General features: G+C 68.5%; 12 protein-coding genes. 8 read left to right on the forward strand and 4 right to left on the reverse strand.

From position 1 onward, the window contains the following. Together AB7O82_RS21740 and AB7O82_RS21745 are read left to right on the forward strand one after the other, a co-directional pair. Positions 1-504 (forward strand): hypothetical protein (locus AB7O82_RS21740; protein WP_428620161.1); only part of this gene is annotated, 504 nt, incomplete at its 5' end. A 25-nt stretch (positions 505-529) separates the two neighbouring features. Next, positions 530-1603: a TauD/TfdA family dioxygenase gene (locus tag AB7O82_RS21745; protein ID WP_428620163.1), complete on the forward strand. Its 1074-nt coding sequence runs from the start codon at positions 530-532 to the stop codon at positions 1601-1603. 8 nt (positions 1604-1611) lie between these two features. Here AB7O82_RS21745 and AB7O82_RS21750 read toward each other — a convergent pair whose 3' ends face one another. Beyond that, on the reverse strand, positions 1612-2223 hold the full coding sequence (locus tag AB7O82_RS21750) for a histidine phosphatase family protein (RefSeq protein WP_428547320.1): 612 nt from the start codon (positions 2221-2223) through the stop codon (positions 1612-1614). A 218-nt stretch (positions 2224-2441) separates the two neighbouring features. Here AB7O82_RS21750 and AB7O82_RS21755 point away from each other — a divergent pair, with 218 nt between their 5' ends. The 3 genes from AB7O82_RS21755 to AB7O82_RS21765 are packed head-to-tail and all read left to right on the forward strand — an operon-like array spanning position 2442 to position 6135. Further along, positions 2442-3041: a 2Fe-2S iron-sulfur cluster-binding protein gene (locus AB7O82_RS21755; RefSeq protein WP_428547323.1), complete on the forward strand. Its 600-nt coding sequence runs from the start codon at positions 2442-2444 to the stop codon at positions 3039-3041. Then, the gene (locus AB7O82_RS21760) at positions 3038-4024 is read left to right on the forward strand and encodes an FAD binding domain-containing protein (RefSeq protein WP_428547326.1); all 987 of its coding nucleotides are present in this window, start codon (positions 3038-3040) and stop codon (positions 4022-4024) included. The genes AB7O82_RS21755 and AB7O82_RS21760 overlap by 4 nt, the downstream gene beginning before the upstream one ends. Positions 4025-4026: 2 nt before the next feature. Beyond that, positions 4027-6135, forward strand: a complete 2109-nt coding sequence (locus AB7O82_RS21765) for a molybdopterin cofactor-binding domain-containing protein (protein ID WP_428620164.1) — start codon at positions 4027-4029, stop codon at positions 6133-6135. 173 nt (positions 6136-6308) lie between these two features. Here the strand turns inward: AB7O82_RS21765 and AB7O82_RS21770 are convergent, their stop codons facing one another. After that, a complete protein-coding gene (locus AB7O82_RS21770) occupies positions 6309-7721 on the reverse strand; it encodes an amidase (protein WP_428548468.1) in 1413 nt (470 codons plus the stop codon). A 123-nt stretch (positions 7722-7844) separates the two neighbouring features. Between AB7O82_RS21770 and AB7O82_RS21775 the strand changes: the two genes are divergently transcribed. Further along, complete coding sequence (locus AB7O82_RS21775) at positions 7845-8561, forward strand: molybdate ABC transporter substrate-binding protein (protein ID WP_428620165.1); 717 nt, start codon at positions 7845-7847, stop codon at positions 8559-8561. 230 nt (positions 8562-8791) lie between these two features. Here AB7O82_RS21775 and mnmE read toward each other — a convergent pair whose 3' ends face one another. Next, positions 8792-10156 (reverse strand): tRNA uridine-5-carboxymethylaminomethyl(34) synthesis GTPase MnmE, encoded by a 1365-nt coding sequence (gene mnmE / locus AB7O82_RS21780; protein WP_428620166.1) that lies wholly within the window; start codon positions 10154-10156, stop codon positions 8792-8794. Then, complete coding sequence (locus tag AB7O82_RS21785) at positions 10156-10506, reverse strand: ComEA family DNA-binding protein (protein WP_428548474.1); 351 nt, start codon at positions 10504-10506, stop codon at positions 10156-10158. The genes mnmE and AB7O82_RS21785 overlap by 1 nt, the downstream gene beginning before the upstream one ends. A 181-nt stretch (positions 10507-10687) precedes the next feature. On the opposite strand from AB7O82_RS21785, the gene AB7O82_RS21790 reads away from it, so the two are divergent. Then, complete coding sequence (locus AB7O82_RS21790; RefSeq protein ID WP_428548477.1) at positions 10688-13480, forward strand: [protein-PII] uridylyltransferase; 2793 nt, start codon at positions 10688-10690, stop codon at positions 13478-13480. 11 nt (positions 13481-13491) lie between these two features. Next, the gene (locus tag AB7O82_RS21795) at positions 13492-13713 is read left to right on the forward strand and encodes a hypothetical protein (RefSeq protein ID WP_428548480.1); all 222 of its coding nucleotides are present in this window, start codon (positions 13492-13494) and stop codon (positions 13711-13713) included. Positions 13714-13717: the final 4 nt, after the last annotated feature.

A 13717-nucleotide genomic window follows, 5' to 3' on the forward strand; every position in this document is an offset into this window, starting at 1 on the left:
GACCTCGCCCTCGCAGCCCTTGCCCATGTCTTCGAGGAAGTCGCGCGCAGGCTCGCCGACATCGATCCGCGCGACACCGGGATCGACGAGCGCGCGCGGCGCATCGTCGACACGCTGTGGGAGTTCTATGGCGGTCCACGTTACGTCGCCGCCGCCGAGATCCTGATGGGCACCCGCCAGCAGGCGGCGCTGCACGAGCGCATCCGCGCGTGCCGGCTGGCGCTTGCCGCCGCCTATCGCGACATGTGGGACCGACTGATGGGCGACACGTTGCTCGATCCGGATGAGCGCCAGAATCTCCTGCGTTTCGCCATCGCGACCCTGCGCGGCCTGGCCTTGCTGCGCCTGCATGAGAGCGACACCACCTTGTTCGACCCGCATCTCGCCCGCCTGCGCGACCTCATCGCCGTGGCGATGCGCGACGGCGTTGCGCCGGCCGCTATCTCCGTCACCGCCTCCGCGACTCCCGCGGAGCCCGTAAAGGCTTCCGCGATCTTCGTCTGAGAACCGATCCCACGGGAGGACCTCCATGACGCCGCAATACCAGGAACAGATCCCCGCACCGATGGCATGGCGCGGTGGCGATTTCACCAAGGAGCAGATCGCGTTCGACCTCACCGCCAGCCAGGTTGCGGCCCTCGAAGAAATTCTCGGCCGCGTCGAGAGGGCCGGCCTGTCGATGCGCGAGATCGGTCCCGAGCACGTACGTCATCCCGCGCTCGATGCGCCGCTGGCGGGGATCTTCAACGAAATCCAGCACGGCCGCGGCATCACCATCGTCCGCGGCTTCCCCGTGACGCGCTTCAGCGTCGAGCAGATCAGCAAGATGTTCTGGGCGGTTGGCGCCCATTTCGGCCGTGGCGTGTCGCAAAGCGCGCTGGGCGATGTCCTGGGGCATGTGCGCGACGAGACGCCGCCAGGCCAAGCCGAGAGTGCGCGCGGATACCTCTCGCGCCGCGAGCTTCAGTTGCACACCGATCTCGGCCAGATCGTCGGCCTGATGTGCGTGCGCCAGTCACGCACCGGCGGCTTCAGCCAATACGCGTCGGGCCTCGCGATCCACAACGAGCTGCTGGCGCGTCGTCCCGACCTGATGCCGCTTTACTATCGCGGCTTCCGCTACCATCGGCGTGGCGAGCAGCCCGCCGACCATCCCGAGATCACACCCTACAATGTGCCGGTCTTCTCCAACGTAGACGGCAATGTCAGCGTCTTCTACGTGCGCGAGATCTCGGCCGTCGCCATGCGTGACCTCGGCATCGACTACACGGCGGAAGAGGTCGACGCGCTCGACACGTTCCGCGCGACCGCCTATCGGCTCCAGTTCGAGACCCGTCTCGAGCCCGGCGAGGCGAGCTTCCTCAACAACCTCACCACGCTGCACGCCCGTTCCGAATTCGATGACTGGGACGAGGCCGACAAGAAGCGGCTGATGCTGCGGTTGTGGCTCGATGCGCACCGCGACGCCCGGCCATCGGTGCGCGAGATCCACATCTACGAAAACAAGGACGGCGCCAGCGGCATCGATCCGGTGCCAGGCCGCCTGCCGGCTGTCGCGCAATACCACGTGCCGGCGCCGCGGCCGCGAGTCGCGGCAGAGTAGGGCACCTTTCACCCCAGATGGCTGGTGTCATTGATGCGCTGAACGCGGGCGTCGCCGCTGGCAAGGATCTCGATCTCGTTCAGGGTGCAGGGGTCCTGGGCGAGCCGCCCGTAGGCCGCCAGCGGCATATCGAGAAGCTGCATCAGGATCGCCCGGTTGACACTGTCGTGAGCGACCACCACGACAGTATCGGTCGCATGCCGCGCCAGAACCAGGCGCAACACGTCGGCAGTCCGAGCCATCACGTCCTGCAGCGATTCGCCACCGGGAAAGCGCATCCGCTGCGGCGCGGTGCGCCACAGGCGATAGGCGTCGGGCGCCTCCTTCTCGACCTCCTCGTGTGAGCGCATCTGCCAGGCGCCGTAGTCGATATCCATCAGCCCGGCGAGCGGCTCCGCCGCCACGCCAGTAGCCTTGGCAATCGCTCCGCCCGTCAGCACGCAGCGCTGCAGGGCGCTGGTGTAGATCCCCGCCGGCTTCCAATGCCGCGCGATCCGCGCCGCGAGCGCCTCGGCCTCGGCAACGCCTTGCGCGGTCAGCTGCAGCTCGGCCCGGCCGCGAAATCGCTCCGGCCTGATGCCTTCGACATGACCGTGCCGCGTCAGCAGAATCCTCGTCATCGCACCCATTCCCCCTTCCAGACTCAGCCTTTTGGACCGCCATCGCCCGCGACGATCTCATTTGGCGGAAACTGCAACCTTACCCTGCGGAGAATGCAACGAGGTGCGTGGTCTTTCGTTGTTGATCCGTCATGCCTCGTTCTCCCCTGCGGTCTTCCCCGTCAATTTCGCAGTCGCCCTCGGCCATCACCCGCCGTCTGCTGGGGCTCGCTTCCGTCATGGCGGCCGTCTTCGGCCGCGAGCTGCAGGCCCAAACCAAGGCACCCGCCACCATGCCCGAGACCCGCCCGGCTCCCCCCGTCGCCCGCCTGACGACGCAACTCACGGTCAACGGCAAGAAGCAGGAGCTGACGCTCGATCCCAGGACGACGCTGCTCGACGCCCTGCGCGACCATCTCGGGCTGACCGGCAGCAAGAAGGGCTGCGACCACGGCCAGTGCGGCGCGTGCACGGTGCTGGTGAATGGCGTGCGCATGAATTCCTGCCTGTCGCTGCTCGCCATGCGCAACGGTGACGAGATTGTCACTATCGAAGGACTTGGCGAGAGCGAGACGCTGCATCCCCTGCAGCAGGCTTTCTGGAAGCATGACGGTTTGCAGTGCGGATTTTGCACGCCGGGCCAGATCTGCTCGGCCGTCGGCATGTTGCGGGAGATCGAACATGGTGTGCCGTCCGCCACCATGGTGAGCGTTGCCGCCGCGCCGGCGCTCGACGCCGCCGAGGTGCGCGAGCGCATGAGCGGCAACATCTGTCGCTGCTCGGCCTATCCCAACATCGTCGCCGCAATCCTCGACAGCCAGCAGGGGCGTGCCGGATGAGGCCTTTCACCTTCGAGCGCCCGACCAGCATCGCTGCCGCCACCGCGGCAGCGAGCCAGCTCGGCGGCAAGTTCATCGCCGGCGGCACCAACCTGCTCGATCTGATGAAGGTCGACGTCGAAAGGCCGACCAACCTGGTCGACATCTCTGCGCTGCCCCTTCGCGAGTTCAACGCGACGGCGGAGGGCGGGCTGCGCATCGGCGCGCTGGTGAGCAATACCGACATCGCCAGCGACCCGCGTGTGCGCGAGCGCTATCCGGCCCTCGCCGAGGCTTTGTTGAACGGCGCCTCCGGCCAGTTGCGCAACCAGGCGACCGCCGGCGGCAATCTGATGCAGCGCACCCGCTGCCCATATTTCTACGACGTCTACATGCCGTGCAACAAACGCCAGCCGGGCAGTGGCTGCTCGGCGATCGGCGGCTATTCGCGCCTGCACGCCATCCTCGGCGCCAGTCGCGACTGCATCGCCGTGCATCCGTCCGACATGGCGGTTGCGTTGACGGTCCTGCAGGCGGAGATCGAGGTGCACGCGCCGTCGGGCGTGGTGCGCACCCTGCCGATCTCCTCGCTGCATCGCCTGCCCGACGAGACTCCCAATAACGATACCACCCTCGCAGCCGGCGAGCTGATCACGGCGATCATCCTGCCGCCGCCGCCGGTTGGCCGGCAGGCCTATCGCAAGGTTCGCGATCGCGCATCGTTTGCCTTCGCGGTGGTTTCGATCGCCGCCATCCTGGATGCCAGCGGTGGCAAGGTCCGCGACGTTCGACTGGCCCTTGGTGGCGTGGCGCACAAGCCGTGGCACCCTCGCGCCGCCGAGCAGGAGCTGGTCGGCGCGCCGTCCAACGGGGCTTCCTTCGAGGCGGCCGGACAGGCCGCGCTTTCCGGTGCGAGGCCCCAGCCCGGCAACGAGTTCAAGGTCGGCCTGGCCGAGCGCCTGATCGCCCGCACCCTGACCGACCTCGCCGCCAGCGGAGGCTGACCATGGACAGCATCATCGGCCAGGCGATCGACCGCATCGACGGCCGCGCCAAGGTCACCGGCGCGGCTGCCTATGCCGGCGACAAGCATGCCGGCAACATGGCCTACGGCGCGATCGTGACGGCGACCATCGGCCGAGGCCGCGTCACCAGCATCGAGAGCGCGGCCGCCCGCAGCATGCCCGGCGTGCTGATGGTGATGACGCACGAAAATGCTCCGCGGCAGGCACCCTTTCAGCCCAGGGCCGACGATCGCCATGCCCGGCCCAAGCCGCAGCTCGCCAGCGACAAGGTCCAGTATTTCGGCCAGCCGGTGGCGCTGGTCGTTGCCGAGACGCCGGAAACGGCGCGCGCCGCTGCCAACGTCATCACCGTCGTGTACGAGAAGATCGCCGGCGTCTTCGAACTCGTCGCCGCGAGCCGCGACGCCTACGATCCGCTGAAGAGCAGCAACGGCACGTCCTCCGACAGCCACGTCGGCTCCTTCGATGCGTCCTTCGACACGGCCCATGCCCGCGTCGATGCGATTTACACGACGCCGTACCAGAGCCACGCCATGATGGAGCCGCATGCGAGCCTGGCGTCGTGGCAGAACGACAAGCTCACGGTGTGGAGCGCCCTGCAGCTGGTCGAGAGCGCCCACAAGTCGATTGCCGACACGCTGCTGCTCGAGCCCGACCAGGTCGAGGTGATCTCGGAATATGTCGGCGGCGGTTTCGGCGGCAAGCTGCCGGTCCATGCCGACGCGATCCTGGCGGGTCTCGCCACGCGCGAGCTCCGGCGCCCGGTGCGTATCGCGCTGACCCGCCAGCAGATGTTCCACGTCACCACGCATCGGCCGGCCTCCATCCAGCGCGTGCGCCTCGGCGCCGACCCGGACGGAACGCTGACCTCGATCGCCCATCAGTCTCTCAGCCAGAGCGCGCGGGCCGATGAATTCGCCGAGCCGATCGTCAACTCGACCCGCTCGCTCTATTCGGCGCCCCATCGCCTGACCAGCCAGCGGATCACGGCGCTCGACCTGCCGGTCCCCGATTCGATGCGCGCGCCGGGCGAGGCGATCGGCCTGCTCGCGCTCGAGCAGGCGATGGACGAGCTCGCCGTCGCGCTCGACATGGACCCGATCGCGCTGCGCCTGAAGAACGAGCCGGAGCAGGATCCCGAGAAGGAGGTGCCGTTCTCCACCCGCGCGCTGATCCCATGCCTGACCGAAGGCGCCAGGCGTTTTGGCTGGGACAGGCGCCGCAAGCGGCCGGGCAGCACCCGCGACGGCAAGTGGCTGGTCGGCATGGGGGTGGCAGCGGCGATCCGCGGCAACTACCTGCGCAAGGCGGCCGCCCGCGTGACCATGAAGTCGGCGCGCCACGCCTTCGTCGAGATGGACATGACCGACATCGGCACCGGCTCCTACACGGTGCTCGCCCAGATCGCGGCCGAGTTGCTCGGCCTGCCGGTCGAGAACGTCGAGGTCCGCCTGGGCCACAGTTCCTATCCCGACACGCCGGGCTCGGGCGGCTCGTTCGGCGCCTCGAGCTGCGGCGCCGCGCTCCATGATGCGTGCACGAAGCTCAAGGCGAAGCTCGTCGCCGGCGAAGGCGCGCAGGGCCTGTCGGCCGAAGGCCACGTGGCGCCGGGCGAGGACTACAAGAAATACTCGCAGTTCGCCTATGGCGCGCATTTCGCCGAGGTCGGCGTCGACGAGGCGACCGGCGAGGTGCGCCTGCGCCGCATGCTGGGCGTGTTCGCGGCCGGCCGCATCCTCAATGCCAAGACGGCGCGCTCGCAGCTGATCGGCGGCATGATCTGGGGCGTCGGCGCGGCGCTCGAGGAGGAGGCGGTGGTCGATCCGCGCTTCGGCGCCTTCATCACCCAGGACCTGGCCACCTATCACGTCCCCGTCCACGCCGACGTGCCGAACGTCGACGCCGTCCTGCTCGACGAGTTCGATCCGCACGCCAACGTGCTGGGCTCCAAGGGCGTCGGCGAGCTCGGCATCTGCGGCGCCGGCGCCGCCGTTGCCAACGCCGTCTACAACGCCTGCGGCGCGCGTGTCCGGAGCTACCCGATCACCCTCGACAAGGTGCTGCCGACACTGCTCGGCCGGACGGGGTAGACGAGCCCGCGTCTTTGCCGGGGGCGCGCCACTCCGATGGCGCTCATGGGATGTACAATCATCAAGAAGAGCGCCATCGGAGTGGCGCGCTCCCAGCGCATGAGGCGCTCTTCAGCCAAATTTAAGGCTGTGCCCTCGTTGTCGTCTTGGCGGCGCTCGAGACGGCCGGAACTTCAATCCAGTGGCGGCCGCTTGCCGGCCCACGGCCGCGCCGCCTCGAAGGCGGCCGACATCTGCAGCACGCCGAGATCGTCGAAGCGCCGTCCGACGATCTGCAGGCCGACCGGCAGGCCCTCCTTCGTGAACCCGCAGGGCACGGACGCCGCCGGATTGCCCGACAGGTTGAAGGGATAGGAGAACTCCGCCCACGACAGCCAGTCCCATGGATGCTGCGGCCAGTGCGCCGGCTGCAGCAGTGTCGCCGGGAACGCGGCAACCGAGACGGCCGGAGTCAGCAGGAAATCCCAGTCGTCGAAGAAATGATGGATCTCGGCGCAGTAGGCGTACTTCACCAGCCGCGTCTTCTGGTAGTCGGCCATGGTGAGGTGCTGCCCGGCCTCGATGCAGGCGACGAAGCCCGGGTCCATGCGGTCGCGAAACTCGGGCAGCCGGTCGAAATGGCGCATGAAGTGCGCCGGCCAGAAGAAGCGCGCCAGCGGTGGGCCCTTCGGTCCCCACGGCGTCCTGACCTGCTCGACCGTCAGGCCGAGATCGCGCTCGAACGCCTCGACCGCCCGGCGCACCAGGTCGGCCACCTCGGAATCGACGCGCGCGTGATCGAGGTCGGGGCTGTACGCGAGTCGCGGCGTGCGCGGCCGCCCTGCCAGGTGACGGGGATAGTCGGCGGGCAGGGCCTCGAGGCTGGTGTGATCGTCGGGATGCGGGCCGGCCATGGTCCTGAGCATCAGCGCCGCGTCGGCGACGGTGCGCGTGAGCGGCCCGAGATGCACCGTGAAGTCGCTGGCCGCGACCGGCGATTGCGGCACGCGGCCATAGGTCGGCTTCAGGCCGAAGACACCGCTGAAATGCGCCGGCATGCGGATCGATCCCGCGCCATCGCTCCCTTGATGCAGCGGCCCGTAACCGGCCGCCGCACCGGCGCCGGCGCCCGCCGACGAAGCGCCGGCATTGAAGCCGTGCCTCCATGGATTGTGCGTGATGCCGGTGAGCGGCGAGTTGCTGACGCCCATCCAGCCGAACTCGGGCGTCGACGTCTTGCCGAGGATGACGGCGCCGGCCTGGCGCAAGCGCGCGACCATCGCATTGTCGGCCGTCGCCTTCTCGCCGCGCCGCAGATGTGTGCCGTACTCGAGCTGCATGCCGCGCACCGCCTCGTGATCCTTGATGGTCACCGGCACGCCGTGCAGCGGCCCCATCGACTCTCCCCTGGCCAGCGCGCGATCTGCGGCTTGCGCTGCGTCCATCGCCTCGTCGGCGGCGAGGTAGGCGAAGGCATTGAGCTTCGGCTCGAGCCGCTCGATGCGCTTCAGCACGGTCGATGTGATCTCGACGGAGGAAAGCTTCCTGGCGCGGATGGCGTCGACGAGCTCCGTCGCCGGCGTGAAGCAAAGGTCCAATTCATTCATGGCAGGCTGAGGATCCCCAAAACAATGCGGCTTGTCGCCATCCTAGCGCGGCAACGCCCGGCGTGCCGAGTTGCGTGACCCAACGCGGCGACCTAGCCTCGACGCCTGTCCGCGGGAGGAGTCATGACAGGGGGCCACGCCATCACGCCTGAGACCGTCAGTCTCCGGATTCTGGCGGGCGGCGGGATGGCTGGCGTTTGGGCGGACCTCAAGCCCCGGTTCGAGCAGACTTCCGGTCACCGGCTCGACCTCTTCTTCGCCACGACACCGAACCTCATCCAGGAAGCAACGTCGGGCAGGCCGTTCGATGCCGGCATCGTACCCGCCGATGTCATGCAGGATCCGGCGGCGAGGGCAAGGTTCGCGCCCGGCGCAACGATGGAGGTCGCGCGCGCCGGCATCGGTGTCGCCGTCCGGAGCGGTGCGCCCAAGCCAGACATCGGAACTTGCGAGGCGTTCAAGACGACCCTGCTCAAGGCTTCTTCCGTTGCCACGGTCCCCGAAAGCGCCACCGGCTATGCGATCGCCCGGGTTTTCGAACGGCTCGGCATTACCGAGCAAATGAAGTCGAAGACGAAGGCACAACCCGGTCCCGCGCAGGTCGTGGCGATCGTCGCCTCGGGTGAGGTCGAGCTTGCGCTCTTCCTCGTCAACGTGCTCACGACACCGGGTCTCGACGTCGTCGGGCCGTTTCCGCCCGAACTGCAGGAGGATGTCGTCTTCGCCGCCGCTCTTTCCGCTGACACGAAGAAGGCCAGTGCGGCCCAGGCGTTGCTCGCCTACCTTGAGAGCCCCGCCGGCGTCGCGATCATCAGGTCGAAGGGAATGACCCCGGGATAGGGATCCAGAAGGCGCGGCCCCGCAGACCAAGAGCCGCTGACAACGACAACGAGCCGCCTGCAAACGAAACGCCCCGGGTTGGACCCCGGGGCGTCGCCGGCTGGTATCCCGAACCAGTTGAAGGAGGCAAAAATGACGTTCCGCCTCATCTCGGTGCGTCGTGCATAGTCGCCCCCAACACACAAACAATCGCAAGGGCAAATCTTGCCGAGACTGCTACCCGAGGCCGCCTACTTTCCGATACAGAAGTCCCGAAAGATGACGTCCAGCAGCTCGTCGATCCGCACAGCACCGGTGATCCTACCGAGCGCCCGCATTGCCAGCCGCAGATCCTCCGCGGCAAGCGCCAACTCCGGCGCGACCAGCGCGCGGGCAAGCGAGGCCTGACACTCCTCGAGCGCCGCGCGGTGGCGGGCGCGCGTCAGCGGCGGCTGGCCGGCGCCTTCCTGCATCAGGGATTCGGCGGAGCGTTGCAGGCTCTGCAGCAGCTCCGGCAAGCCGGCGCCTGACAGCGCCGAGACGGGAAGCGCACCCGCAACCGGCAAAGCAACGAGATCGACCTTGTTCACCACGACGACATCGTGCGCCGGGTCCCATTGTTCGGTGGCGGCGACCAGTTCATCGCGCGCGCGGCGCCAATCCGTTGTGGCATCGAGCACGAGCACTCGCAGGTCGGCGGCAGCCGCACGGGCCTGCGCGCGGCGTACGCCCTCCTGCTCGATTGGATCGTCAGAGGGACGCAGCCCCGCCGTGTCGGCAAGCACGACCGGCCAGCCGCCTAGATCGAGATGGACCTCGATCACGTCGCGCGTCGTGCCGGCGGTTTCCGAGACGATCGCAGCGTCGCGCCGCGCCAACAGGTTGAGCAGCGACGACTTGCCGGCATTGGGCGGGCCGATGATGGCAATCGACAGGCCCTCGCGCAGGCGCTCGCCGCGCCGGTCGTCGAGGTGACCGACGATCGCGCCCCGCAAGGCCTCGATTCCGACCGCGACCTCGTCCGCCAGGCCAGCCGGCAAGTCCTCGTCGGGAAAATCGATCGCCGCCTCGAGATGGGCGAGCAGGCGGAGGCCTTGGTCGCGCCAGTCCTCGTACAGGCGGTGCAGGGCGCCATCCATCTGACGCAAGGCGGCACGGCGCTGCTCGTCGGTCTCGGCGGCAACCAGGTCGGCGATGGCCTCGGCCTTGGTGAGGTCTAGTCGGCCGTGCTCGAAGGCGCGGCGTGTGAATTCGCCAGGCTCGGCGAGGCGGCAGTAGCCCAGGCGGTGGATCGCCGACAGCGCAGCGCCGACGACCGCGCGCCCGCCGTGCAGGTGCAGCTCGGCCATCGTCTCGCCGGTCTCGGTGCCCGGCGCCTCGAACCACACGGCCAGCCCGCGATCGATCACCTCGCCGGTCGCCGGATCGCGGACCGACCGCAGCGCCAGGCGGCGCGGCGGCGGCAGCCGGCCTGCGTCGCCGCTGGTCAGCGCCCGCAGCGCCTCGCTCGCCCGTGGCCCGCTGAGACGAATGACGGCCAGCGCGCCGGGACGCGCCCGCGTCGGAGCGGGCGTGCCGAGCGCATAGATCGTTTCGGCCTCGGCCGCCAGAGCCATCAAGTGCGGCGCTGCTGGCCGGCCGGCGGGCGCGTCTGAGGCGTCGGGGTTGCCGCCGGCGGCGGTCGCGCCATTACCTTGTCGGCGATCTTCTCGTACAGCGATTCGGGAATCAGCCGGCGCTCGACCAGCTCGGTCTTGGCCCTGAACGGGCGCGCCCGGATGATGGCATCGGCCCGCACCTCGCCGATGCCCTCGAGGGTCATCAGGTCGTCGCGGCTCGCCGCGTTGAGATCGATCAAGGGTGTGGCGGCCTGGGCCGGCGCCCCGCCCGACCTTTGCTGGGCCCAGCCGACCGCCGGCATCCCGAGCACCAGGGTGAGCAATACGACGGAGGCCTTCAGTCCCATGTGCGCACGGTACACCTTAATGGTCGTTTGCTCGACGGCAGCTTTCTATGCACTCCATATGCAAGGTGTTTCGAACGTGTTGGAAGAGTGCCTCCGGGGAGCGCGCCACTTGAGGCCTATCGGTCTCGCCCCCGTAACCTCGCTGTATTGGCCGAGGCCTCGCCTGTAGTATCCCCGCCCCATGGCCAAGCCCTACGATCAGATCCCCGACCGGCGCGCGATCGTGCGTCGTCGCGCCCTGGAGGAGGCTCTGGCCGCCCTGGTCGAGGACCTGCCGACGGGGGGAGAGCCGCCGCGCCTGGCGGTGCTGGCGCTGCTGCGCGACGCGCTGGCGGCCGGCCGGACCGAGATCCGCCGTCGCTTCGAGGAGCCGGGGCCGCTCAAGAACAACGGCGACATGGTGCTGGCCGCCACCTCGTTCCTGATGGACCAGCTGATCCGCGTGGTCTTCGATTTCGCCGACCAGCGCATCTACCCGGCCGCCAACCCCAGCGTCGCCGAACGTCTCGGCGTCGTGGCGACCGGCGGCTACGGCCGCGGCGAGCTGGCGCCGCTCAGCGACATCGATCTCCTGTTCCTGCGGCCCTACAAGCAGACGCCGCGCGGCGAGCAGATCGTCGAGTTCATGCTCTACCTCCTGTGGGACATGGGGCTGAAGGTCGGCCACGCCACCCGCACGGTCGAGGAAAGCCTGCGCTATGCCGAGCGCGACCAGACGATCCGCACGGCGCTGCTCGAGGCGCGCTACGTCTGGGGTGACCGCGAGCTGTTCGACGAGCTGATCAAGGGCTTCACGCAGAAATTCCTGACTGGCGACGGCCGCGACTTCGTCGAAGCCAAGCTCGCCGAGCGCGACCAGCGCCATCACCGCATGGGCGATTCGCGCTACGTCGTCGAGCCCAACGTCAAGGAAGGCAAGGGCGGGCTGCGCGACCTGCATCTGCTGTTCTGGATCGCCGAGTATCTCTACCGCGTCAGCGAGCCCAGCGAGCTGGTCGCCAAGGGCGTTCTGACCAGGGAGGAGGCGCGCCATTTCGAGCGCGCCGAGCGCTTCCTCACCACGGTGCGCTGCCACATCCATTACCTGACCGGCCGGGCCGAGGATCGCCTGTCGTTCGACCTCCAGCGCGAGATCGCAACCCGGCTCGGCTACGCCGACCGGGCCGGCAGCCGTGGCGTCGAGCGCTTCACCAAGCACTACTATCTGCACGCCAAGACGGTGGGCGACCTGACGCGCATCTTCGTCGCGGCGCTCGAGGACAGCCGGCGCCGCAAGCCGCGGCTTGCCGCCCTGTGGCAGACCTTGCGGCCGCGCCAGCTCGACGGCTTCCGTCTCGATGGCGAGCGGCTCGCGGTCGGCTCGCCCGACGCCTTCGCCAACGATCCGGTCGCCATCCTTCGGCTGTTCCATGTCGCCCAGGAGAACGATCTCGACATTCATCCGGCGACGCTGCGCCTGATCACCCAGAACATCCGCCTGGTCGATCGCCTGCGCAACGATCCGGAAGCCAACCGGCTGTTCATGCAGATGATGACGTCGCGGCACGATCCGGAGACGACGCTGCGCCGCCTCAACGAGGCCGGCGTGTTCGGCCGCTTCGTGCCCGATTTCGGTCGTGTCGTCGCCCAGACGCAGCACGACATGTATCATACCTACACCGTCGACGAGCACACGATCCGCGCCATCGGCATGCTGGCGCGCATCGAGGCCGGCCAGCTCAAGGAAGATCATCCGCTGGCCTCCGACATCGTGCACAAGATCCTGTCGCGGCCGGTGCTCTATCTGGCCGTGCTGCTGCACGATATCGCCAAGGGCCGCGGCGGCGACCATTCGGTGCTGGGAGCCGAGGTGGCGATGCAGCTGGGGCCCCGGCTCGGCCTCAGCGCCGCCGAGACCGAGACGGTGGCGTGGCTGGTACGCTATCACCTCGCGATGTCCAGCACCTCGTTCCAGCGCGACCTGATGGATCCCAAGACCATCGACAGCTTCGCCGCGCTGGTGCAGTCGCCCGAGCGGCTGCGCCTCTTGCTGGTGCTGACGGTGTGCGACATCCGCGCCGTCGGACCCAACGTGTGGAACGGCTGGAAGGCCGCCCTGCTGCGCCAGCTCTACAATGCCACCGAGCGCGTGCTGTCCGGCGGCACGCTGGCGGGCGGCCGCGCCGAGCGCATCAGGGCCATCCAGGCCGAGGTCGCCGAGCGCCTGCCCGGCTGGAGCGCGCAGGACAAGGAGGAGCATTTCGCGCGCGGCTATGCGCCCTATTGGTTCTCCTTCACGCCCGACACGCTGGCCCGCCAGGCCGAGCTGGTGCGCAGCGCCGAGCGCGATCGCCAGCCGCTCGCGATAGAGCATCGCATCGACAGCGAGCGCTCGGTCACCGAGGTCACGGTCTACACCCTCGACACGCACGGCCTGTTCGCCCGCCTCGCCGGCGCCATGGCGGTGAGCGGCGCCAACATCGTCGACGCCAAGATCTTCACTCTGGCCAACGGCATGGCCCTCGACACCTTCTGGCTTCAGGACCTCGAGGGCAAGCCGTTCGACGGTCCGCAGCGCCTCGCGCGCCTTGCCGCGCGGGTCGAGCTGGCGCTCAGCAATCGCCTCGACATCCAGCGCGAGCTCGATAGCCAGCGCGGCTCGTGGCCGCGGCGCGACCGCGTGTTCACCGTCGAGCCGCGCGTACTGGTCGACAACAACGCGTCGGACACGTTCACGGTTATCGAGGTCAACGGCCGCGACCGGCCTGGCTTCCTCCATGTGGTCACGCGCGCGCTCACGCGCCTCAACCTGCAGATCACCTCGGCCCACATCACGACCTACGGCGAGCGCGCCGTCGACGTGTTCTATGTCAAGGACCTGTTCGGCCTGAAGGTGGTGAACCCCGACAAGCTCAAGCAAGTCGCGGCGACCGTGGAGAAATCCATCCGCGACTTCGACGCCCGCTTCGACCCGATCGCGAAGGCGGCCGAATAGGAGAAGCCCACATGAGCAGCACAACCCTGGCCATTCTGAGCCTGCTCTTGGCGGTGATGATTGCCGGGTTCGTGATTTGGCTGCTGCGGCCGCTCAAGCAAAGAGGCTTCCGCCGTGATGACGGTGCCGGGCTCGTCCATGCCGGAGCCCATCCCGGTCACACATCGGGGCATTATTGCTCGCCTGTCGATGCGACCGGCCACTGCAGCCCAGACGGAGGCGGCGGGGCCTGATCCA

Origin of the sequence: Reyranella sp., from assembly GCF_050185545.1 — a bacterium.
GTDB lineage: Bacteria > Pseudomonadota > Alphaproteobacteria > Reyranellales > Reyranellaceae > Reyranella.

Coding starts and splice junctions, on each gene's coding strand:
- AB7O82_RS21790 (WP_428548477.1), top strand. CDS start 10,688: ATGGCCAAGCCCTACGATCAGATCCCCGACCGGCGCGCGATCGTGCGT.
- AB7O82_RS21745 (WP_428620163.1), top strand. CDS start 530: ATGACGCCGCAATACCAGGAACAGATCCCCGCACCGATGGCATGGCGC.
- mnmE (WP_428620166.1), bottom strand. CDS start 10,156: ATGGCTCTGGCGGCCGAGGCCGAAACGATCTATGCGCTCGGCACGCCC.
- AB7O82_RS21795 (WP_428548480.1), top strand. CDS start 13,492: ATGAGCAGCACAACCCTGGCCATTCTGAGCCTGCTCTTGGCGGTGATG.
- AB7O82_RS21775 (WP_428620165.1), top strand. CDS start 7,845: ATGACAGGGGGCCACGCCATCACGCCTGAGACCGTCAGTCTCCGGATT.
- AB7O82_RS21760 (WP_428547326.1), top strand. CDS start 3,038: ATGAGGCCTTTCACCTTCGAGCGCCCGACCAGCATCGCTGCCGCCACC.
- AB7O82_RS21755 (WP_428547323.1), top strand. CDS start 2,442: ATGGCGGCCGTCTTCGGCCGCGAGCTGCAGGCCCAAACCAAGGCACCC.
- AB7O82_RS21785 (WP_428548474.1), bottom strand. CDS start 10,506: ATGGGACTGAAGGCCTCCGTCGTATTGCTCACCCTGGTGCTCGGGATG.
- AB7O82_RS21765 (WP_428620164.1), top strand. CDS start 4,027: ATGGACAGCATCATCGGCCAGGCGATCGACCGCATCGACGGCCGCGCC.
- AB7O82_RS21770 (WP_428548468.1), bottom strand. CDS start 7,721: ATGAATGAATTGGACCTTTGCTTCACGCCGGCGACGGAGCTCGTCGAC.
- AB7O82_RS21750 (WP_428547320.1), bottom strand. CDS start 2,223: ATGACGAGGATTCTGCTGACGCGGCACGGTCATGTCGAAGGCATCAGG.